Origin of the sequence: Agathobaculum sp. (assembly GCF_022775115.1) — a bacterium.
Lineage (GTDB): Bacteria > Bacillota > Clostridia > Oscillospirales > Butyricicoccaceae > Agathobaculum.
Map to the genome: position 1 here is coordinate 1 of NZ_JALFLA010000017.1, position 20172 is coordinate 20172.

A 20172-nucleotide genomic window follows, 5' to 3' on the forward strand; every position below is an offset into this window, starting at 1 on the left:
CCCGTCGCCCAGATAGAGGTTGCCTGTGCCGTAGGTCTCGGTAAAATCAATGGAGAACACCTCGGCAAAGGTGTTGAACACCGGCCTTCCCTTGTGGCCGGGCATGTGAAAGCGCGCCGAATCGCCCGTGGCGAGCAATTGTAGCGCGTGAAACAGCGGCGCGTTGGTAAACGGCAGCAGGCGGTTGATCTGCCGGTGGGTCAGCGGAGGACGCTGGCCGGGCAGCTTGCGGCGGGGCATGGCGCACCTCCCTTTGCGTTGCGCGCGGCGCAAAATGCCGCAGCGTTACCTTATTATAGCACGGAAAGCGGCGGAAATGCAAGGTTTCCGCCGCCGGGGAAAAGGTGCGGCTGCTGTCCAGAATGTGCAGTTGCTTGTTTTTACAGGGGAGAATTTTGTTCCCTTTTCCCGTAGTAAAGCGGTGCGGCATATATTATAATGGATATTGCGCTCCCTTTGCTGTGGCGGGGGAGCAGCTTTGCTTGAAAATTGAAAGGCAGGTAACATCACTATGGCAGACAATCGTATCTACAACTTTTCCGCCGGCCCCTCTATGCTGCCGGCGCCCGTGCTCGAGCGCGCCGCCGCCGAAATGCTCAACTACAAGGGCTCAGGCATGTCGGTCATGGAGATGAGTCACCGCTCGAAGGTATATGACGGCATCATCAAGGAAACTGAGGCCGCGCTGCGCCGCGTGCTCTCCATCCCCGACAACTACAAGGTGCTGTTTTTGCAGGGCGGCGCGACGACCCAGTTCGCCGCCATCCCGATGAACCTGATGAAGACCGGCAAGGCCGACTACGCGCTGACCGGCAACTTTGCCAACAACGCCTATAAAGAAGCGAAGAAGTTCGGCGATATCCATCTGGCCTTCTCCTCCAAGGAGAGCGGCTTCGACCGCGTGCCCACCCAGAACGAGCTGGATATCCGCCCCGACGCGGACTACTTCTACATCTGCGCCAACAACACCATCTACGGCACAGAGTACCAGTACGATCCCGAGACCCCGGCGGGCGTGCCGCTGGTGGCCGATATGTCCTCGAACATCCTGTCCAAGCCGGTCGACGTTGCCAAGTACGGCGTGATCTACGCGGGCGCGCAGAAGAACATGGGCCCCGCAGGCGTGACCGTCGTCATCGTGCGGGACGATCTGCTGGGCGGCTACCCGCTGGATAAGTACCCGGTCATGCTGGACTGGAAGACCATGGCGGATAAGGAGTCGATGTACAACACCCCGCCGACCTACGGCATCTACATCCTCGGGCTGGTGCTCGAGTGGGTCGAGGCGCAGGGCGGTGTCGAGGCCATGCAGCGCTTGGCCGAAAAGCGCGCGTCCATGCTGTATGACTATCTGGACGGGCAGGCGTTCTACCAGCCGGTCGCGGAGAAGGCCAGCCGTTCGCACATGAACGTCACCTTCCGCACGGGCAGCGAGGAGCTGGACGCCAAGTTCGCCAAGGAGTCCGCAGCGGCGGGCATGAGCAACCTCAAGGGACACCGCTCGGTCGGCGGTATGCGCGCCTCGATCTACAACGCCATGCCGGTCGAGGGCGTCGAGCACCTGATCGGCTTTATGAAGAAGTTTGCGGCGGAGAACGGCTGACAGGCCGGAATCACGCTTTCATCAGGCGGCCGGGCGGCACAGCCCGCCGCCATGCGCAAAAGGAGGACTCCCCCATGTATAACGTAAAGCTTTATAATAAAATCTCGCCCGTCGGGCTGGAAAAGCTCGACCCTGCCAAGTACGCCTGCTCAGAGGACTTTGACCAGTACGACGCGGTGCTCGTGCGCTCGGCCAAGCTGCACGAGGTGCAGTTTCCCAAGGGGCTCAAGTGCATCGCGCGCGCGGGCGCGGGCGTGAACAACATCCCGGTCGACCGCTGCGCCGAGGAGGGCATCGTGGTGTTCAACACCCCGGGCGCCAACGCCAACGCGGTCAAGGAGCTGGTCATCTGCGCGCTGCTGCTGGCCTCGCGCAAGATCGTGCAGGGCGCGAACTGGGTCAGCTCGCTCGCGGGCACGCCTGATATCGGTCCCGCGGCCGAAAAGGGCAAGGCCACCTATGCCGGGCCGGAGATCGCGGGCAAGCGCCTGGGCGTGATCGGTCTGGGCGCGATCGGCGTCAAGGTGGCCAACGCGGCCGTCGGTCTGGATATGGAGGTCTGGGGCTACGACCCCTTCCTGTCGGTGGACGGCGCGCTGTCGCTCTCCCGCGCGGTCAAGCACGTCACCGAGCTTGACGAGCTGCTGGCGGGCTGCGATTATATCACCATCCATGTGCCGCTCAACAAGGACACCCGGAACACCATCGACGCTGCCGCCATCGCCAAGATGCAGGACGGCGTGCGCGTGGTCAACCTCGCCCGCGGCGAGCTGGTAGACGAGCAGGCCATGGCCGCCGCGCTTGAAAGCGGCAAGGTCGCGGCGTATGTGTCCGATTTTGCGTCGGACTGCATCCTCGCCCAGCCGAACGCCATCACGCTGCCCCACCTTGGCGCTTCCACGCCCGAGAGCGAGGACAACTGCGCCAAAATGGCCGTGTTCGAGATCACAGAGTATCTCGAAAAGGGCACGATCCGCAATTCGGTCAACTTCCCCAACCTCAAGGTGCCGTATGAGGGCGGCCACCGCGTCTGCCTGATCCACAAGAACATCCCGAACATGATCAACGCGATCACGACCGCCGTGCGCTGCAATATCGAGAACATGGGCAACCGCTCCAAGGGCGACTATGCCTATACCATTATCGACACCGCCGAAGCCCCGACCGAGGCCAACCTCGAGGAGCTGCGCGCGATCGAGGGTATGATCTCGGTTCGCGCGATCGAGGGACTGCAATAACACAGCAAAACAGCCGCGAGCGGCGCAGGGACATCGTCCCCGCGCCGCTCGTTTTTGTTGTATACGCCCGTTTTGGTATAGTTCCCGGTTTTACAGCGCGCCCAGCGCCGGCCAGAACCGGCCAAGGAAGTAAAACACAATGGGCAGGAACATGGCCGGCAGCAGATTGCCGACCTTTACCTTTTTATCGAACATCAGGTTGAAGCCGAGCGCGAAGATCAGCACTGAGCCGATGCACGAGATTTGGCTGATGAGCGCGTCGGACAGCCACGGGCGGATCGCGCCGGCCAGCAGCGTGATGCCGCCCTGATAAACCCCGAGCGCCAGCACAGAGAGGTACACCCCCTTGCCGAGCGAGGCGGCGAACACGATGGCGGCCACGCCGTCCAAAATGGCCTTGGCCACCAGAATGGTGGGGTCGCCGTTCAGGCCGTCCTCCAGCGAGCCGACAATGGCCATCGCCCCGACGCAGAACAGCAGCGAGGCGGTGACAAAGCCCTCGACAAACCGGCTGTCCTCCCCGCCCGCAAAGCGCGCCTGACACCATGCGCCGAGACCGGCCAGCCGCCGCTCGATGTCGAGCGCCTCGCCGATAAGCGCGCCCAGCATCATGCACAGCACGAGCAGCATGGTATGCTGCGTGCCGAGCGCGCCGCCCGAAACGGTCACCAGCCCGCTGACCGCGCCGCCGATGCCGATGAAAAACGTGCACAGGCCAAGCGCCTGCGTGATCGTGCGCTCAAACCGCCCAGGCAGGCCGTTTTTGAGCAGCAGGCCGACGGTGGTACCGGCCAAAACCGTGCCGATGTTGACGATGGTCCCCAATCCGACCATGGGAAAACACTCCTTCTGTGTACTATGCTAACGTATTATAGTACAAAAGAGGGGAGAAAGTCAATCCTTGTCCTGTCGGCGGTATTCCTCGACCGCGTACACCGCGCAGACCACCACAGAGGCAGCGCCAAACACCAGCCAGCCCGTCTTCCACATACCAAGGAAAAAGCCGAGCAGCAGGTAGAGGAGCAGTGCCGCCGGGAACGCGACGCAGGCGAATAGCCGGGTCAGGCGGCCGGTTTGCTTGCTTGCCGGGCGTATGCCGAGCAGCTCCTTGTAATAGCCTGCGCGCACGCCGAACAGGGTAAGGATTGCCGCGCCGCCCGCGATCAGCAAAAAGAACAGCACAATCGCAAGGCTTTTGCCCCAAAGCTGCTCGACCAGCGGATAGAACGCGGGTGCCAGCAGGAACAGCGCGATCGCGGCAGCGGCTCCCGCGCCCATTTTGGCCTGAAAGGCGTGGTATTCCTCGGCCAGCGCGGCGGAAACCGGGGGATTCGGCGGGGGTTCGGGCGGCGCGTCCTGCGCCGGCAGGCCAAGCTCAGCGCGCAGCTCGTCCACCGAGCCGACCGAGGCCAGCACATGGCCGGTGGCTTCGGCTTCGCTCTTGCCCTCAGCCAACAGGGCGCTGAATTTGTCCTCCAGTCCGACCAGCAGCTCGCTTTTCAGCCGCAGCACCTCGTCGTTTTGCGGCAGCGTGGCAAACAGCGCTTCAACATAGTTACGGATCGTTTCCATCTGTCATTTCCTCCTTTGCAAACCGGTCGATCACGGTCTTGAGCGCCCGCCACTCACCGCATTTGGCGGCATAGGCGCGGCGGCCGTCGTCCGTGATGGTGTAATAAGTGCGCGGACGGCCTTGCGTTTCGCTGCCCTGATAGGGCGCGATATACCCCTGCTTTTCCAGCCGCCCGAAGGCCGAATACAGCGTCGTCTCCTTGATCGGATACTGGCCGCCGCTGCGGCGCTCGATCTCATGTGAGACGGCATAGCCGTAGCTGTCGCCCTCGGTCAGCAGGCACAGGATGAGCATATCGTTGTAGCCGCGCATCACGTCGCTTCCGAACATGCACTCACCTCGCTTACTCCATCTATCGTAGTAATATCATAGCAGGATTACTACGTCAAGTCAAGTAATTAACACGAAAAAAATCCGCCGCCCGCGGGGCGGCGGCGCGGCGCTACTTGACGCAGTAGGGCGTTTGCCGAAAATGCCCCCCGCCGGTGCGCCGCGCGGGCGCAGGGTAGGCAAGGGCATACAGGTCGTCGGCCAGCGCGTCCCGGCGCAGCGCGGGAGCGAGCGCGGCGGGCAGCCGCTTTTCTGTAACCGGCTTGATGATGACCGGCAGCGCGCAGCGCTGCTTCATGCGGCGCAGCACGGCGCGCCCGCGCGCGCCGACGGCCAGCACCCGCACATACGCGGCGTCGGGCGGTACGGATTGCGGCAGGTCGAGCCAAGCGCGCAGCAGCGCACGGCGCACTCGGGCGAGCGGATAGCGCCGGGTCTGCGCGGCGGCGCAGATGGCGGCAAAGGTAACATTGTCGCGGATGGCGTCCGCAAGGCGGTTTTGCAGGCCATCGCTGCCGCAGTAGCGGGTCAGCTCGTCGGCTGTCAGCCGCCGCAGATGGGCGACAAGCGCCTGATCGACTGCGCCGCGCACGACCGGCGCTGTGCCGTCCTGCATGGCGCGCGCCAGCACCGCATAGGAGGCCGCGGGCATCAGCGGGCGGCATTCCGCAGTTTGCCCGGCGGCAATCAGCCTGCGCAGATAGGAGGCCGAGGGCAGGCCGTCTGTGGGCGCGTCACTGTCGTGCGCGCTGCCCTTGCGCGCCACCGCGACCGGCTCGATGGCGCTGTCCAGCGCGTCCAGCGCGCACAGGTATTCGACCGCGAGCGTGTTGTTTGGCGCGGCCAGCAGCGCGCCGGCCGTGGGGTCGACTGCGCACACAGCCTGCTGCATGGCCGCCGCGTAGGGCAGCCCGGCGGCAAGCCCCCGCCGCAGCGCCCCGGCGGACGCGCCCGCCAGCCGGGCGGCGCGGCGCAGCAGCGGCAGGTCGGCCTGCTCCGCGCCAAAGGAAAGGTGAGTAACGCAGCCGAGCGCTTTGAGCAGCGACACCGCGCCCCGCGCAAAGCCCGCAGCCGACCACAGACAGGCCGAGAGCGGCGTTTCCAGCACAAGGTCGGCGCCGCAGCGGGCCGCAGCCTCGGCGCGGGTATATTTTTCCAGCACAGCCAGATCGCCGCGCTGGACATAATTGCCGCTCATCGCACACACGATGGCGGTGTCTTCCCCCAAAATGCGCCTTGTTTCGGCCAGATGATGCGCGTGTCCCGCGTGAAAGGGGTTGTATTCGGCAACAATGCCGCAGATGTTCATAGGCGCTCCTTAAAGAATACAAATTTACTACACAATGAATTTTTCACTTGTGCAATTAAGGGAAATCGTGTAATATAAAGATACCCATCTATTATATCGGCACTCGCGGCTTTGCGCAAGCCGCTAATATAGGCACGAGGGAGTTTTGAAAATGAAAGTTCTGGTTATCAACGCCGGCAGTTCCTCGCTGAAGTATCAGCTGCTTGATACCGCGGCGAACAACGTCATGGCAAAGGGCCTGTGCGAGCGCATCGGTATTGACGGCGTGCTCACCCACACGGGCAACAAGTCGGAGGAGAAGTATACCATTCACACGCCGATGGGGACCCACTCCGAGGCGATCAAGGCCGTTATCGACATCCTGCTCGACCCCGAAAAGGGCGTCATTTCCTCGATGAGCGAGATCGACGCGGTCGGTCACCGCGTGGTGCACGGCGGCGAGTTCTTCTCGGACAGCTGCATCATCACCGAAAAGGTCATCAAGGCGATTGAGGATTGCGTGCCGCTGGCGCCGCTGCACAACCCGCCCAACCTGATCGGCATCCGCGCCTGTCAGGAGGTCATGGGGCCGAACGTGCCGATGGTGGCTGTGTTCGACACCGCCTTCCATCAGACCATGCCGCAGGCACACTACATGTATGCCATCCCCTACGAGTATTACACCAAATATAAGATCCGCCGCTACGGCTTCCATGGCACCAGCCACAAGTACGTCTCTCAGCAGGCCGCCGAGATGCTCGGCCGTCCGCTCGAAGACCTCAAGCTGATCACCTGCCATCTGGGCAACGGCTCGTCGATCTGCGCGATCAACCGCGGCAAGAGCTACGATACCTCGATGGGCTTCACCCCGCTGGACGGCCTGCCCATGGGCACGCGCGCCGGCAACCTCGACCCCGCGATCATCGAGTTCCTTGCGGAAAACGAGAAGCTCTCGGCCGCGCAGGTCATCACCATTCTCAACAAGAAGTCCGGTATGCTGGGCATTTCGGGCGTATCCTCGGACTTCCGCGACCTGGACACCGCGATCAACGAGGGCAACGCCCGCGCCACGCTGGCCAAGGACATGTTCAACCTGTCGGTCAAGAAGATCATCGGCTCCTACATCGCTGAGATGGGCGGCGTGGACGCGATCATCTTCACCGCCGGCGTGGGCGAGAACGACCGCTCGGTTCGCTGGGACGTGTGCGAGCACATGGAGTATCTCGGCATCAAGATCGACCCGGAGAAGAACAAGTACCGCGGCAAGCAGATGGATATCTCCATCGACTATGCGCGCGTGCGTGTGCTGGTCATCCCCACCAACGAGGAGCTGATGATCGCCAAGGACACCGAGCGTCTGGTAAAGGAAATGGCAAAGTAAGCTAACGGATAACGAAAAACAGGGCGGAGCGGCAAGGCTTTGCCCTGTTTTCCGCGTGGAGGGACTATGGAAGCAATGGATATCCGGCAGGAAAGGAAATACTGCTCCCGCATCGGGTTTGCGCTGGTGCTGGTCACGCTGTGGGCGACGGCGTGGCAGTTTGGGCTGCTGTGGGTGGACGAGCTGCTGCCGTTTCGGATGCGGGACGACGTGTATTACCTGCTCGCGCTGGTCGGGCACTACGCGCTGTCGCTGCCTGTGGCGTATGCGCTGTGCCGCCGTGTGCCGCGCACCGCGTTTGACAGGCAGCCGCTCGGGCTTGGCAGGCTGTGCCGCTGGCTGATTATCGGTCTGGCAGTGCTCATTCTCGGCTCACTGCTCGGCTCGGCGGCGAGCGAGCTGGCCTACCGCCTCGTGGGGCGGCAGACGGTCAGCATGGTCGATGAGATGTTCAAGATGTTCGGGCAGTTTTCGCCGGTGCTCACGCTGCTCATTCCCTGCGTGCTCGGGCCGGTGTGTGAGGAACTGCTCTTTCGCGGCCTGGTCGCGGCGCGGCTGGCGCGGTACGGCGAAAGGCCGGCCGCACTGATCTCGGCGCTGCTCTTCGGCCTGTGGCACGGCAATCTGGAGCAGTTTTTCTATGCGTTCGGCATCGGTCTGCTGCTGGCCTACGCCTATTACCGCACCGGACGGCTGATTACGCCTATCGTGCTGCATATGCTGTATAACTTCTTCGGCTCGGGGCTGCCGTCGCTGCTGCCGCTTATCCCGTGGGTCAGCTTGCTGTATAGCCTGCTTTGGTTGATCGTCGCGGTCGTGGGCGTGACGCTGCTCATCACCGGGCGCCGGACGCGGGTGTGGCTGCACGGCGCATGTCCGCCGTCGATGGGCGTGGTGCTGGGCAACGCCGGCGTGACGCTGTTTATCATCGTCTGTTTGGTACAGCTGACGGTCAATTTTGTGCTGATTTAAGGGGGGGATGACCATGCGTGTCGATCTGCATATGCACACCGATTATTCGATGGACGCGCAAACGCCGCAGTGCACGGCGGACAAGGTACGCGCCTGCATCGCGCAGGGGCTGGATATCATCGGGCTGACCGACCATATGGATTACTTCCGCCGCCGTGAGCCGGCGGAAAACCGGGATGTCGAGGCCTGCCTGCGCGATGCGTGGGCGGCCAAGCGGCAGTTTGCGGACGAGATCGAAGTGCTGGTCGGCATCGAGATCGGCCAGATCCACGTCGATCCGGCGGCGGACGCGCTTGTCCGCACACACGAGCTGGACATGGTCATCGGCTCGCTGCACGCCATGCCCAACGACCTGGATATCTACTTCCACGAGTATGCCCGGCTGGATTGTGACGCATTCCTGCGGGAATACTTTGATGAGCTGCTGGCTATGGTGCAGCACGGCGGCTTTGACGTGCTCGCACATATCGATTATCCGCTGCGCGTCATGCGGCACGGGGACTATGTGCCCTCGTTCGACCAGTATATGGATCGCGTCGAGCAGGTGCTGCGCGCGTGCATCGCGCGCGGCTACGCGCTGGAGCTGAATGCCGCGGGCATCGCGGGGTGGCAGAAAAAGGTCGGCCCGCCGCAGAACATCCTGTATGAATACAAGCGCCTCGGCGGCGAACGTATCTCGATCGGCTCGGACTCGCACGCGCTCGATACGGTCGGCCGGGGGGTGGAGGACTGCGTGAAAAACGCCAAAGAGGCCGGGTTTTCCGCCGTCACCGTGTTCCGCAGCCGCGAACCGGCGCAGGTGCGCCTATGATGACCCGGGAGGGAAGCATATTGGAAAGCAAGCAAGCGGCGGCGCGCGCGCAGCAAACCGTGCAGGCGCATGCCAAGATCAACCTGACGCTCGACGTGACCGGCAGGCGGGAGGACGGCTACCATCTGGTCGAAATGGTCATGCAGTCGGTCGCGCTGCACGATACGGTCACAGTGACGGTGACACGCGGGGAGACGCCTGCGCGCGGCATCGTGCTCACCTGCAGCCGTCCCGACCTGCCGACAGATGCGCGCAATCTGGCCTACCGCGCGGCCGCGCTGTTCTATGAGCAGACGGGCATCGACCCGGAGACGTGCGTGATCGACATAGAAAAGCACATCCCGGTCGCGGCGGGGCTGGCCGGTGGCTCGACCGACGCGGCGGCCGTGCTGCGCGCGCTCAACGCGCTGCACCAGACCGCGCTGACCGACGACGCGCTGTGCGCGCTGGGGCTGCGGCTGGGCGCGGACGTGCCCTATTGCCTGCGCGGCGGCACGATGCTGGCCGAGGGGATCGGCGAACGGTTGTCGCCCCTGCCGCCCATGCCGCATGCATGGGTCGTGCTGTGCAAGCCGCCCTTTGCGGTGTCAACGGCCGAAATCTACCGGCAGATCGACGCGGAGGAGCTTGCGCACCGGCCGGACACGGCGGGCATGATCGCCGCGCTCGGGCAGGGTGATCTGGCGGGCGTGGCGGCGCGCCTGTCCAACGTGATGGAGCAGGTGACCGCGCGGCAGCACAGCGAGATCGGCGAGATCTGCGCCTGCCTGCGCGAAAACGGCGCGGCGGGCGCGCGGATGAGCGGCTCCGGGCCGACAGTGTACGGCCTGTTTGCCGACGAGCGCCGCGCCGCCGCGGCAGCAGAGCTGCTCCGCCGCCGCTTTGCGGACACCTTTTTGACCGAGACTGTATAACCACACCGTCTTCCGGGCATACTGGGAACACCAGATGACGGAAGGCGGTTTTTTACATGAGAAAATGGGACAGAACCTCGCTCGCCGCGCTGCTCACCGCGCTTTGCCTGCTGGTGACGGCGGCGTTTTACCCGCCCGCGCCGCAGGCGGCATGGTGGTGCACGGCGTTTTCGGTCACCTGCCGGGAGATGGCCGCGCCGCAGCAGACGCAGTCCGCAGGCGGGCAGACGGTCGAGTACCGTTGGAAGCTGGCCGAGTGGTGGCGGGCGCGCACGGCAGACTGACGGCAAGAAAGACTTGTTCGTATCCGTCCGCTGTGCTATAATTAAGACAGAATCGCAATAAGTATCAGCGGAGGATTGTGTATGAAGCTCATCAACGAAAAAGGAAAGCTGTTCGGCCTTATCAATATCGTCGATCTGCTTGTGCTCGTGGCGGCGGTCGCGGTCGTCGCCGGCGTGGGCTATAAGCTGTTCGCACCCAAGATCGCCGAGGTGGCCAGCCCGCAGGTCGGGATGACTACGGTCATCCGTGTGCGCGGCGCAACGCCGTTTCTCGTCAGCGAGGTCGAGCGCAACAGTCAGGTCGGCAAAAAGCTGGTCAGCGGCAACGCCTATGTGGACGCGACCATCGAGAGCATGACCATCGAGGACTATGTGCAGCAGGTGACGACAGCTGACGGCCGTATCGTTGACGCGCTCGACAGCACCAAGCGCGATTTAGTGTTCACCATCAAGACGACCGTGCCCAAGGATACGCCCGCGCCCAAGATCGGCACGCAGGAGGTGCGCGCGGGACGCACCTTCATTCTGAAAACCAACGATTTTGAGACGACCGGCAACATTGACTCGGTCGATATCGCGGACGAGTAAGCCGATGAGAGCGGTTTTTGCAAACAGCGCGTTCGTGCGGGCGCTGCTGCAGCTGCGCGCCTGGTATCACATGGGCGCGCTTGCAGGCTTTTTCCGGCAGGTGCGCGAGGCCTATCCCGACTCGGTCTTCAAACGCCTGTGGGACGGCTTTTGCGCCGCGCCGCTCTGCACAGCGGCCAACAGCGGTTATGCGCGCCTGCTGGCCGGGCTGCGCCGCGCGGTCGAGCGGGCGGGCGGCGTGATCGGGCAGAGCGGCGTATACCACCTTTGCCTTGCGGTGTGGCGGCCGGTGAGCGGCTTTCTCGGCGGCGGGGTGGTCGGGCGCGTCATCCGGTTTTTCGGTGTGCGCGGCCTGCTGCTGACCGCGCTGGCGCTCTATCTGCCGCTGGACTATCTGCTGCGCAGCGTGTTACAGCTCGGCTTGCTAGCCTCGGTGTGGGATGAGGGCCTGATGCTGGCCGCGTTTGCCTATGTGCTGTGGCACACGGCCATGCGCCGCGCGCCCATCCAGTCACGCGGCACCCCGGTGGACGGCTATCTGCTGCTGTTCATCGGCGTGGGATTCTTTTTGATGTGCGCGGTCTCGCCCTATCCGTCCATCGCGGTGGACGGCTACCGCGCGGTCGTGCAGTATTTGTTCTGGTTCTTCCTCGTCACAAGGCTGATCGAGGATGACCGCGACTTTGCCATCTTTTACGGCGCGCTGGTCGCCATGGCGGTCATCATCGGCCTGCACGGCATCTATCAGTATATCATCGCCGCTCCGATCCCCGCGGGCTGGGTCTCGCAGACCGAGCAGAGCGTGCGCACGCGCGTCTATTCGATCACCGGCAGCCCCAACATCATGGGCAGCTTGTTGGTATTATTCGCGCCGATGGTGGCGGGCATCGCGTATTACAGCCGCAGAATGTGGGTCAAGGTGCTGGCCGTGTGCGCGACCGGCATGATGTGCCTGTCGTGTATATTCACGTTTTCCAAGGGCGCGTGGGGCGGCTTGGCGGTGGCCGTGCTGGTGTTCGCAGCCTTTCTTGACCGCCGTCTGATCGCGCTGATGGGCGCGGCGGGCGCGGGCGCGCTGCTGGCCATTCCATCCATCGCAAACCGCATCACCTACCTGTTCACCGCGGACTATGTCGAGGCCAGCCAGCGCGCGGGCCGCATGGTGCGGTGGGAGACCGGCCTGAACCTGCTGCACGAGTCCAATCCGTGGCTGGGCTTCGGTCTTGGCCGTTTTGGCGGTGCGGTGGCCATGCAGAACAAGATCATCGAGGAGACCGACGTTTTTGAGTATTTCTATATGGACAATTATTACCTCAAAACGCTGGTCGAGATGGGATACATCGGCCTTATCTTCTTCATTATCCTGTTGCTCGGGCTGGTGCTGTGGTGCCTGCGCGCGATCGGTCGCACCCGGCTGACTGGGGACGACCGCACGCGGGTGCTCGCGGTTTCGATGTTCGCGGGGCTGATGGGCGTGCTGACGCACTGCTATTTTGAAAATATCTTTGAGGTGCCGTATATGATGGCGTACTTCTGGAGCATGGCTGCGGCCGTGCTGTATCTGGGGTATTTCCGTAAAAAACGGCAGACCTGACACGGCGTGATAGGCGCGCTGTGCGTTTGATTGGATGCGTCGCGGCATGGCTGCGGCCGGTGGCTCCGAGCGGCTTAACAGGGGCGCGGCCGCAACCTGTCCTTGGGTAATATTCTATTTTTACTCTGCGCATACTGTTTGCAGAAAGGGGGGTTCTTAATGAACGTCAAGATCGACCGGGACGGCTGCGTTTCCTGCGGACTGTGCGAAATGACCTGCCCTGCGGTATTCCGCATCGCGGATGACGGCCTTGCCGAAGTTCATCACCAGCCCGCCTCTGCCGCCGAAGAATCCGGCGCGCAGCAGGCTGCGGGCGGCTGTCCGGTATCGGTTATCCATACCGATGCGTAGTAGCCTTGTATGGCTGCAAGCAAAAACCCTGTCTCAAGGGACGGGGTTTTTGCTTGCCGTGTTTGCATCAGCGCCGCACATATTTGACCGCGCCGAGCGCGGTCTGCGCGCCGTCGGCCACCGCCTTGGCGACCTGTAGGAGGCCGCCCGTGCAGTCGCCCGCGGCAAAAATGCCGGGCACATTGGTCGCGCCGGTGGCGTCGGTCAGGATGCGCGGGCCGTCGGTCTGCGCGCCGAGCTTGCGCGCAAAGTCCGCGCTGCCCGCCGTGCCGTAGGCAATAAACACCCCATCGACGGGAAGCGCCTCGCCCTCGGTAAATTCGACGCGCTGCACCTTGTCCTCGCCGACGATGGCCGCGAGCGGCCGCCGGTCGACCGCTAGCCCCTCAGGCAGTGTGTCGGGCGCGTCTGCCCCGCCGGTCAGCAGCGTGACAGAGGCGGCCACGGGCAGCAGTGTGCGCGCCTCCTCGAGCGCGTATTCGCCCTCGCCCAGCACCGCGACGGCCTTGCCCCGGTAAAAGAAGGCGTCGCATACCGCGCAGTAGCTGACACCCCGGCCTTCCAATTCCGCCACGCCGGGCAGCAGGGGCACAGCACGCGGCGCACCGGTGGCCAGAATGACCGCGTCAGCCGCGTAAACGCCTGCCGTGGTCTTGACGGTGTAGCCCTTTTCCGCGTATTCGATGCCGGTCACCTCGGCCTGCACGAGCGACGCGCCCAGCCGCTCGGCCTGCGCGCGGCCGCGCGCAAGCAGGTCGGGGCCGGTGAGCGGCTCGGTAAATCCGAAGTAATTCTCGATTTTGTCTGTCTTTTCCAGCGCGCCGCCGTTCCGGTACAGTACGGTGGTCTGCACATTGGAGCGCGCCGCGTAAACCGCGGCGGACAGCCCGGCCGGGCCGCCGCCGATGATAACGATCGAAGGCATAATGATTTCTCCTTATTGTTGATAGATTTCGGCTTCAAATTTATCGTGATACGCCTGCTGCAGCCTGCGCAGCAGCGCGGGCGCTTTGCCGCCGATGGGCGCGCCATCCAGCGCGCAGGCGGGTACGCAGTGCGAGCCGGTGGACAGGATCAGCACCTCGTCGGCCTTTCTCAGCTCGTCCAGCGTAAAGGGCGCGATACGGGTCGGGATGCCCAGCTTTTCGCAGAGCTGCAAGCAGTGCAGGCGGGTGACGCTGGGCAGGATCAGCTCGTCCGCCGGGGGCGTGCAGAACACGCCGTCCCACAGCAGGGCAAGGCCGGAATGCGCGCCCTCGGTCACGCGGCCGTTCCGGTGGTAAACGACCTCCTCACAGCCAGCCTCAGCGGCCTGCTGGAGCGCCATGACGTTGGGGATGAGGTTGAGCGTTTTGATGTTACAGTGCAGAAAGCGCGTATCCTCGAGCGAGAGCAGGCGCATGGGCTTGTCCACCGGGTCGAGCGCCACCGGCTCGACAAAGATCAGCAGGCTGGGCGGCGCGTCCGCGGGAAAGGTGTGGCGGCGGTGGGCGTTGCCGCGCGTCGCCTGCCAATAGAGCATATGGAAGTCCGCGCCGTCCACCTTGCCGCAAAGCTCGCGCAGCAGTGCGGCCAGTGCGCCGCGCTCCATCGGCGGGCTGATGCGCAGCAGCGCCAGACTGCGGTAAAAGCGGTCAAGATGGTCGTCCAGCGCGAAGATCCTGTCGCCGCGCGCAATGGCGGCCTCGTACACACCGTCCCCAAAGTAAAAGCCGCGATCGGTGACCGGCGCGCGCACCTCGTCGATCGCGCCGACCACACCGTTGTAATATGCAATATCCCGCATGGGATGGATCCCCCTTCGATTCTTTGTCTGTGTATCCAGTATAACGGTTTCGTGCGGGGTTTGCAAGGGCGGGCGGATGTGCTATAATAAAGCATACCGCGTCCACGGGCGCGGCTTGCGGCCGAGCGGGACAAGCGCATGGCCGCCGCTTTGGCGATAAAGGAGTTGATTTTCATGAAAACCTTGCTGCACGTCTGCTGCGCGCCGTGCTCGATCGTCTGCATCGACACGCTGCGGCAGGAGGGCATAGAGCCGGTGGGGTATTGGTATAACCCGAATATCCATCCGATGAAGGAATATAAGATGCGCAAAAACACCATGGTCGAGTACGCAAAGAGCATCGGCATGAAGCTCGAGGTGAACAATGAATACGGGCTGCGCCTCTTTATCGAGGGCGTTTACCCGGATTTTGACCGCCGCTGCGGCTTTTGCTACGCGCTGCGCTTTGACGAGACTGCGCGCTACGCGGCCGAGCACGGCTATGACTGCTTCACCTCGACACTGTTTGTCAGCCCCTATCAAAATCAGGGGTTGATGCGCGAGACGGCCGAGCGCGCCGCCGCCAAATACGGTGTGCAGTACCTGCACCGTGATTTTTCGCCCCGCTTCCACGAGGGACAGGACAAGGCGCGCGAGCTGGGGCTGTATATGCAAAACTACTGCGGCTGCGTATTCTCGGAGGAGGACCGCTACCGAAAAAGACCCAAAAAGAAAAAGGCAGAGGCGGGCGCGTAGCGCGCAGACAGCCTGCGAAAAAGGATTTACAGTTAGAATGCGGGAGACCTGAGCTACGGCGGTTTCACCAATTGCCGCAGCGGGCAGAGAGATATGGTAATATGACAGAAAAGCAAATCGGAATCTGAAATAGGGAGGGAAAATAACAGATGAAACGTGTCATAAAAATAGTTACAATAGGAATTTGTGTAGGGTTTGTTCTGGTAATTTTCCAAAAGAGCTTTCGGATTGACGAGACTGCTTTTATGCGCGGTTATTGGATTGCTGCCCCGGCCATCATAATTGGGGCTGTGTTGATCAATGTATTTTATAACTTAGTCTATCTAAATAAGATGCGAAAAATCGCAAAGCTGTTGCGTGAGCAAAAGCCGCAGGAATACATCGACGGAATAGAAGCTTTACTCAAAACCGCGAAAGGGAAAAATTTACGAAATATTCTGACGTTGAATCTGGCTGCTGGATATGTCGAGATAAAACAATTTGACATGGCAATAACTATGCTGGAAGGATTATCTGCTAAGCATCTGAAAGGTTCTGCTGTAAATGCAGCTCATCGTCTCAATCTCTGCATCAGCTATTTTGAAACCGGACAGCATGAAAAGGCAATGGCGCTATACGATGGGAGTCAAACGCTTTTTAAGAAATACAGGGATGGAAACATTTATGGCGCCAATATAGCGCTGCTTGATATATTGGCAGCGATAGGGAATAAACAATACGAGCGGGCAGAAAAATTACTTGATTCGGCAAATAAAACATATGATGATGCCCGGTTTCAAAAAGCATTTCACGAAGTTGCCCATACCTTGAATGAAATTAAGGATAGCCAGCATGAGTAACAACTTCCGGTTTATTTTGCACTTGAACAGGCCTCGCCGGTTCAAGGCAAGGCCGGTTCTGTTATTTTAATGAAGGAAAATTGAAATACCCAAAACCAACACATTAAGTTAAAACGGATTTACAGAATGTTCACTTGCCAAACAGAATTTTTTTTGTTAGAATAGGAAAGGTTATTTGTCAAGATGCCGAGATTCTTTGTCACCGAGCGGCCGGAAAACGGCCGCATCACCCTGCGCGGGCAAAACGCGCACCACGCGGGGCGCGTGCTGCGGCTGCGCCCGGGCGAGCGCGTCACCCTGTGCGACGGCGCGGGGGAGGATTATGACTGTGTGGTCGAAACGGTGGAAAAGGACGCGGTCGCCTGCCGCGTGACGGCCATCCATCCGTCGGAGACCGAGCCAAAGCAGCGGCTGACGCTTTTTATGGCGCTGCCCAAGGGGGACAAGATGGAGCTGATCGTGCAAAAGGCGGTCGAGCTGGGGGTGCGCGATATCGTACCCTTTCTGTCTAAAAACTGCGTCTCCCGTCCGGATAAGACCGCGCAGAAGGTCGCGCGCTGGCAGCGTATCGCCGAGGAGGCGGCCAGCCAGTGCGGACGGGGCTGGCTGCCGCGCGTGCAGCCGGTCATACCGGCCGGGGAGGCCATCACGCGCGCGGCGCAAAGCGAGACTGCGCTGTTCTTTTATGAAAACGAAACGCAGACCGGGCTGCGGGCTGCGCTGTCGCGCGGCGTGGGCAGTACGGTCGCGCTGGTGATCGGCCCGGAGGGTGGCTTTGCCCCTGAGGAGGCCGCAGCCGCAAAGCAGGCCGGGCTGACGAGCGTGTCGCTCGGCCGACGCATCCTGCGGTGTGAAACGGCGCCGATCGCGGCGCTTGCCGCCGTTCTGTATGCGGGCGGCAATATGTAAGATAAAAAGGGAGTGGGCCAAATTGGCGAAGAGCAATGTAAGCAAAAAGCCAATCAGCGAGGAGGAATATACGACCAATAAGGTGCTGACCGTGTTCAGCGTTTGTCTGCTCGGCGTGTTGGTGCTGATGTTTGTGCAGCGGCAGCTGGATTACGCATCGACTTGGCGCACCGGCATGATGACCGTGCGCGCGCTGCTCGGCCTTGGTATTGTGGGCGTGCTTTGGGGCTTGTGGCTGCTCGTGTCCGAGCGCACGGGCAAGCGCACAGCCGCACGGCGTATCGTGTGCGGCCGCCATGTGCTGATTGTCAGCATCGTGCTGATCGCCTGCATGACGGCTGTCTATTATCTTGGCACGCAGCCGATCAAGGGGCTGTATGTGGTGCTGCCCGCGCTGGCGGTATACTATCTGGTCTACCACTCCTATGCGCCGGAGTTTTTCCTCATCGCGGTGGATGCGGGCGTGGCCGCCGGCCTGATATGGGTGGCGCACCGCGCGGCCCTGTCCGCCAGCTACGGCTCGATGGCTTACGCGGCGCTGGGTGCGGCGGTGGTGCTGGCAATCGCGCAGATCGCCTGTGTGTATGGGCTGCGCGGCAAAAAGGGCGTATTGCAGCGGAGCGGCAAGACGGTCGACCTGCACTTGAGCCGCAACGCCTATCGGATGCTGACCGTCACGCCTGTGGTGATGGCCGTGTTGGTCGCGGTGGCCGTGCTCATGCCGACGGCCGCCCTCGCGGCGATGGGCATTGCGGCGGCATATCTGTTCATCACGGCGGTGTATTACACGGTAAAGCTGATGTAAAGGCCGTTTTACCGGCATAACCAGCGGACGGCATCCCCGTCCGCTTTGCTTTTGGGGGAAAGGAGGAAGCCCTGTGCGGCGACCGGGCAAGCTGCTTGCAATGCTGCTGATCGTATGCGCCACCGTGCTCATGGCGGCCTATCCGTGGCTGACCGCCGTGCAGGTGCAAAGCCCGTTTGCGGCGGCCGCGCTGCTCGAGCGTGACCTGCGCGGGCAGAACAAGGGTGTGCTGTTCCGCAGCGCGCAGATCGACCTGCAAGCGGTGTACAGCGCGCTCGAGGCGCGCTACCCCTACGCCTTTTCGCTGCACGCTTCGTCCCGTGCGGGCGGCACGACTTTGGTGCGCGCCGAGCTGTCCCGTCCCGCGCGGCAGCGGCAGGCGCGGGAGTACGCGGCCGTGCTCGCAGCCGAGACCGTTTCCGGCGGCATGACTGACGCGCAAAAGCTGCGCGCGCTGCACGACGCGCTGGTGCGGCTGTGCGCCTATGACAGCCGAACGGCCGCCAGTGCCGCGCCCGACGGCGCGACCGCACCCTTTGCCGCGGACGGCGCGCTGCTCGACCACAGGGCCGTATGCGCGGGCTATGGCCGTGCCTTTGGTATGCTGTGCGAAGCCGTCGGACTGCGCACGGTCTACATCGCCTCGGAGGAGATGAACCACGGCTGGAATGCGGTGCGGCTGGACGGGCAGACCTATTACATCGACTGCACTTTTGACGATCCCGTGCCCGACCGGGGCGAATATGTGTCCGACCGGTATTTTCTGCTGACTGCTGAGCAATTGTCCGCCACACATCTGTGGGATAAAGCATTTTACGAACAGGCGCTTGACAGCCTATACGCGGAAAAATAACGGGGATAAAAATGAAAAAGGCGCTTGACAACCGAAGAAAATCGTATTATAATATTTATCGTCGCCAGCGAACGGGCGACAGAGGGAAAGTATATGGCGGTATAGCTTAGTTGGCTAGAGCGTCCGGTTCATACCCGGAAGGTCATTGGTTCAAGTCCAATTACCGCTACCATTTCCCCCTTGGCCCGTTGGTCAAGCGGTCAAGACACCGCCCTTTCACGGCGGTAACGGGGGTTCGATTCCCCCACGGGTCACCATACGGAAGTTTAGCTCAGCTGGGAGAGCATCTGCCTTACAAGCAGAGGGTCAGCGGTTCGAGCCCGTTAACTTCCACCAACAATTATCCCGCAGAGACAGATGTTTCTGCGGGATAATTTATTTTTCAGCGCGGCAGATGCCCTTAACGCGGCTCAGAAGGTCTGCGCCAGCGCGCGGGCGCGCGTCTCGGCCTCGGTCATCAGGGCGTCCACATCCGCGCCGGCGATGTCCAGTCCCTCGGCCACCACTGTGTCCAGCTGCGTGATGCCGAGCAGGCGCATGATCGAGCCGAGAAAGGCTGAGGCGTGATCGTCCGCGCGGGCAGGGCCGGCCGAGTAAATGCCGCCGCGCGTCGAAAAGAATACGGCGCGCCCGGCGCGGCAGTAGCCTTCGGGTCGTCCGTCAGCCGCGTAGCCAAAGGTCAGCCCGGTGACACAGATGTGCTCCAGATAGGCGTGCAGCGCAGCGGGAAAGGTCCCTTCCCAAAAGGGTGCGGCAAACACAACGAGGTCGGCCGCGCGAAACTGGCGCGCAAGCGCAAAGCAGGGCTGCTGCCAGTCACCCATGGCTGCGTCACGCGCGGCCAGCGTGTCGCCAAACAGCGGGGCCGGGCGCAGGATGTTGAGGTCGACTGTGTCAACACGCGCCTGAGGGCAGCGGGTACGCAGCGCGTCCAGAAAGGCGGTGGCAAGACGGCGGGTGCGCGAGACCGTGCCGCGTACACAGCCGTCCACAAAAAGAATCTGCATGAAAAACACTCCTTTGAATGATTTTGGAAGAAACGATGGCTTACACGAGCAATTCGATGCGCTTGATACCCGGAGGCTATTATACCACAGCGGTGAGCATTTATTGCGTCAAAGCGCTTGTCCATGTGCCGCTGGTGATATAATTATAAAATAATTGGTATAATGGCCGTCTCGCGGCTATTGTACCACAATGGAAGACGGTTGTGAAGCAAAAGCATTGGCTTGGTGCCATGGTTATAGTTTGTATCATAGCCGTCTTGTGGTTTATGATAGCAGCGAGCGCCATATCTCGCCGCGCAATCGCACGAGGG

22 protein-coding genes, 3 tRNA genes and 1 pseudogene are annotated in these 20172 nt (G+C 62.0%); 18 read left to right on the plus strand and 8 right to left on the minus strand.

Annotation, left to right across the window (positions count from 1 at the left end; genetic code table 11):
- Window positions 1–240 (minus strand): annotated as a pseudogene (locus MR935_RS02195) (hypothetical protein); the annotation flags it as partial.
- Between the two features lie 271 nt (window positions 241–511).
- On the opposite strand from MR935_RS02195, the gene serC reads away from it, so the two are divergent.
- Together serC and MR935_RS02205 are read left to right on the plus strand one after the other, a co-directional pair.
- Complete coding sequence (gene serC, locus MR935_RS02200) at window positions 512–1603, plus strand: 3-phosphoserine/phosphohydroxythreonine transaminase (protein ID WP_290570647.1); 1092 nt, start codon at window positions 512–514, stop codon at window positions 1601–1603.
- A gap of 74 nt (window positions 1604–1677) precedes the next feature.
- Window positions 1678–2841 carry a phosphoglycerate dehydrogenase gene (locus MR935_RS02205; protein WP_290570649.1) on the plus strand — a complete coding sequence of 388 codons (1164 nt, stop codon included), beginning with the start codon at window positions 1678–1680 and terminating at the stop codon, window positions 2839–2841.
- A gap of 90 nt (window positions 2842–2931) precedes the next feature.
- Here MR935_RS02205 and MR935_RS02210 read toward each other — a convergent pair whose 3' ends face one another.
- The 4 genes from MR935_RS02210 to MR935_RS02225 all read right to left on the minus strand — a co-directional run bounded on the left by MR935_RS02210 (window position 2932) and on the right by MR935_RS02225 (window position 6053).
- Window positions 2932–3675 (minus strand): DUF554 domain-containing protein, encoded by a 744-nt coding sequence (locus MR935_RS02210; RefSeq protein WP_290570651.1) that lies wholly within the window; start codon window positions 3673–3675, stop codon window positions 2932–2934.
- A 60-nt stretch (window positions 3676–3735) separates the two neighbouring features.
- Window positions 3736–4413, minus strand: a complete 678-nt coding sequence (locus tag MR935_RS02215; protein WP_290570652.1) for a permease prefix domain 1-containing protein — start codon at window positions 4411–4413, stop codon at window positions 3736–3738.
- Window positions 4397–4744 (minus strand): PadR family transcriptional regulator, encoded by a 348-nt coding sequence (locus MR935_RS02220; RefSeq protein ID WP_290570654.1) that lies wholly within the window; start codon window positions 4742–4744, stop codon window positions 4397–4399. Before MR935_RS02220 ends, MR935_RS02215 begins: the two co-directional genes overlap by 17 nt.
- Window positions 4745–4856: 112 nt before the next feature.
- On the minus strand, window positions 4857–6053 hold the full coding sequence (locus MR935_RS02225) for a tRNA(Met) cytidine acetate ligase (RefSeq protein ID WP_290570655.1): 1197 nt from the start codon (window positions 6051–6053) through the stop codon (window positions 4857–4859).
- 151 nt (window positions 6054–6204) lie between these two features.
- On the opposite strand from MR935_RS02225, the gene MR935_RS02230 reads away from it, so the two are divergent.
- From MR935_RS02230 to MR935_RS02265, 8 genes are all read left to right on the plus strand, one after another.
- Window positions 6205–7413 (plus strand): acetate/propionate family kinase, encoded by a 1209-nt coding sequence (locus MR935_RS02230; RefSeq protein WP_290570657.1) that lies wholly within the window; start codon window positions 6205–6207, stop codon window positions 7411–7413.
- Window positions 7414–7479: 66 nt separating this feature from the next.
- Complete coding sequence (locus MR935_RS02235; protein WP_290570658.1) at window positions 7480–8385, plus strand: CPBP family intramembrane glutamic endopeptidase; 906 nt, start codon at window positions 7480–7482, stop codon at window positions 8383–8385.
- Window positions 8386–8398: 13 nt separating this feature from the next.
- Entirely contained in the window at window positions 8399–9196 is a 798-nt protein-coding gene (locus MR935_RS02240) for a histidinol-phosphatase HisJ family protein (protein ID WP_290570660.1), read from the plus strand.
- Window positions 9197–9216: 20 nt separating this feature from the next.
- Entirely contained in the window at window positions 9217–10110 is an 894-nt protein-coding gene (gene ispE, locus MR935_RS02245; RefSeq protein ID WP_290570661.1) for a 4-(cytidine 5'-diphospho)-2-C-methyl-D-erythritol kinase, read from the plus strand.
- A 56-nt stretch (window positions 10111–10166) separates the two neighbouring features.
- Complete coding sequence (locus tag MR935_RS02250; RefSeq protein ID WP_290570662.1) at window positions 10167–10394, plus strand: hypothetical protein; 228 nt, start codon at window positions 10167–10169, stop codon at window positions 10392–10394.
- 81 nt (window positions 10395–10475) lie between these two features.
- Window positions 10476–10982 (plus strand): DUF4330 domain-containing protein, encoded by a 507-nt coding sequence (locus MR935_RS02255; protein WP_290570663.1) that lies wholly within the window; start codon window positions 10476–10478, stop codon window positions 10980–10982.
- Between the two features lie 4 nt (window positions 10983–10986).
- Entirely contained in the window at window positions 10987–12576 is a 1590-nt protein-coding gene (locus MR935_RS02260; RefSeq protein WP_290570665.1) for an O-antigen ligase family protein, read from the plus strand.
- Window positions 12577–12735: 159 nt separating this feature from the next.
- Window positions 12736–12927: a ferredoxin gene (locus MR935_RS02265; RefSeq protein ID WP_290570666.1), complete on the plus strand. Its 192-nt coding sequence runs from the start codon at window positions 12736–12738 to the stop codon at window positions 12925–12927.
- 67 nt (window positions 12928–12994) lie between these two features.
- On the opposite strand, the gene MR935_RS02270 is transcribed toward MR935_RS02265, so the two are convergent.
- Window positions 12995–13852 (minus strand): NAD(P)/FAD-dependent oxidoreductase, encoded by an 858-nt coding sequence (locus MR935_RS02270; RefSeq protein ID WP_290570667.1) that lies wholly within the window; start codon window positions 13850–13852, stop codon window positions 12995–12997.
- A gap of 12 nt (window positions 13853–13864) precedes the next feature.
- Complete coding sequence (locus tag MR935_RS02275) at window positions 13865–14713, minus strand: aminotransferase class IV (protein ID WP_290570669.1); 849 nt, start codon at window positions 14711–14713, stop codon at window positions 13865–13867.
- Window positions 14714–14887: 174 nt separating this feature from the next.
- On the opposite strand from MR935_RS02275, the gene MR935_RS02280 reads away from it, so the two are divergent.
- From MR935_RS02280 to MR935_RS02315, 8 genes are all read left to right on the plus strand, one after another.
- Window positions 14888–15448, plus strand: coding sequence for an epoxyqueuosine reductase QueH (locus MR935_RS02280; RefSeq protein WP_290570670.1), 561 nt, complete (start codon window positions 14888–14890; stop codon window positions 15446–15448).
- Window positions 15449–15597: 149 nt separating this feature from the next.
- On the plus strand, window positions 15598–16287 hold the full coding sequence (locus tag MR935_RS02285; protein ID WP_290570672.1) for a tetratricopeptide repeat protein: 690 nt from the start codon (window positions 15598–15600) through the stop codon (window positions 16285–16287).
- Between the two features lie 183 nt (window positions 16288–16470).
- The gene (locus tag MR935_RS02290; RefSeq protein WP_290570674.1) at window positions 16471–17196 is read left to right on the plus strand and encodes a 16S rRNA (uracil(1498)-N(3))-methyltransferase; all 726 of its coding nucleotides are present in this window, start codon (window positions 16471–16473) and stop codon (window positions 17194–17196) included.
- Between the two features lie 22 nt (window positions 17197–17218).
- The gene (locus MR935_RS02295; RefSeq protein ID WP_290570675.1) at window positions 17219–18001 is read left to right on the plus strand and encodes a hypothetical protein; all 783 of its coding nucleotides are present in this window, start codon (window positions 17219–17221) and stop codon (window positions 17999–18001) included.
- Window positions 18002–18074: 73 nt separating this feature from the next.
- Window positions 18075–18854, plus strand: a complete 780-nt coding sequence (locus tag MR935_RS02300) for a transglutaminase domain-containing protein (protein WP_290570677.1) — start codon at window positions 18075–18077, stop codon at window positions 18852–18854.
- A gap of 95 nt (window positions 18855–18949) precedes the next feature.
- Window positions 18950–19026 (plus strand) — tRNA-Met (locus MR935_RS02305).
- Between the two features lie 10 nt (window positions 19027–19036).
- Window positions 19037–19111: transfer RNA gene (locus tag MR935_RS02310), tRNA-Glu, on the plus strand.
- A gap of 3 nt (window positions 19112–19114) precedes the next feature.
- A tRNA-Val gene (locus MR935_RS02315) sits at window positions 19115–19190 on the plus strand.
- A gap of 74 nt (window positions 19191–19264) precedes the next feature.
- Here the strand turns inward: MR935_RS02315 and MR935_RS02320 are convergent.
- The gene (locus MR935_RS02320) at window positions 19265–19861 is read right to left on the minus strand and encodes an FMN-dependent NADH-azoreductase (RefSeq protein WP_290570679.1); all 597 of its coding nucleotides are present in this window, start codon (window positions 19859–19861) and stop codon (window positions 19265–19267) included.
- Window positions 19862–20172 lie beyond the last annotated feature (311 nt).

Coding starts and splice junctions, on each gene's coding strand:
- MR935_RS02255 (WP_290570663.1), top strand. CDS start 10,476: ATGAAGCTCATCAACGAAAAAGGAAAGCTGTTCGGCCTTATCAATATC.
- MR935_RS02250 (WP_290570662.1), top strand. CDS start 10,167: ATGAGAAAATGGGACAGAACCTCGCTCGCCGCGCTGCTCACCGCGCTT.
- MR935_RS02290 (WP_290570674.1), top strand. CDS start 16,471: ATGCCGAGATTCTTTGTCACCGAGCGGCCGGAAAACGGCCGCATCACC.
- MR935_RS02280 (WP_290570670.1), top strand. CDS start 14,888: ATGAAAACCTTGCTGCACGTCTGCTGCGCGCCGTGCTCGATCGTCTGC.
- MR935_RS02225 (WP_290570655.1), bottom strand. CDS start 6,053: ATGAACATCTGCGGCATTGTTGCCGAATACAACCCCTTTCACGCGGGA.
- MR935_RS02235 (WP_290570658.1), top strand. CDS start 7,480: ATGGAAGCAATGGATATCCGGCAGGAAAGGAAATACTGCTCCCGCATC.
- MR935_RS02220 (WP_290570654.1), bottom strand. CDS start 4,744: ATGTTCGGAAGCGACGTGATGCGCGGCTACAACGATATGCTCATCCTG.
- MR935_RS02260 (WP_290570665.1), top strand. CDS start 10,987: ATGAGAGCGGTTTTTGCAAACAGCGCGTTCGTGCGGGCGCTGCTGCAG.
- MR935_RS02240 (WP_290570660.1), top strand. CDS start 8,399: ATGCGTGTCGATCTGCATATGCACACCGATTATTCGATGGACGCGCAA.
- MR935_RS02265 (WP_290570666.1), top strand. CDS start 12,736: ATGAACGTCAAGATCGACCGGGACGGCTGCGTTTCCTGCGGACTGTGC.
- MR935_RS02320 (WP_290570679.1), bottom strand. CDS start 19,861: ATGCAGATTCTTTTTGTGGACGGCTGTGTACGCGGCACGGTCTCGCGC.
- MR935_RS02275 (WP_290570669.1), bottom strand. CDS start 14,713: ATGCGGGATATTGCATATTACAACGGTGTGGTCGGCGCGATCGACGAG.
- MR935_RS02270 (WP_290570667.1), bottom strand. CDS start 13,852: ATGCCTTCGATCGTTATCATCGGCGGCGGCCCGGCCGGGCTGTCCGCC.
- MR935_RS02230 (WP_290570657.1), top strand. CDS start 6,205: ATGAAAGTTCTGGTTATCAACGCCGGCAGTTCCTCGCTGAAGTATCAG.
- MR935_RS02215 (WP_290570652.1), bottom strand. CDS start 4,413: ATGGAAACGATCCGTAACTATGTTGAAGCGCTGTTTGCCACGCTGCCG.
- MR935_RS02210 (WP_290570651.1), bottom strand. CDS start 3,675: ATGGTCGGATTGGGGACCATCGTCAACATCGGCACGGTTTTGGCCGGT.
- MR935_RS02205 (WP_290570649.1), top strand. CDS start 1,678: ATGTATAACGTAAAGCTTTATAATAAAATCTCGCCCGTCGGGCTGGAA.
- serC (WP_290570647.1), top strand. CDS start 512: ATGGCAGACAATCGTATCTACAACTTTTCCGCCGGCCCCTCTATGCTG.
- MR935_RS02285 (WP_290570672.1), top strand. CDS start 15,598: ATGAAACGTGTCATAAAAATAGTTACAATAGGAATTTGTGTAGGGTTT.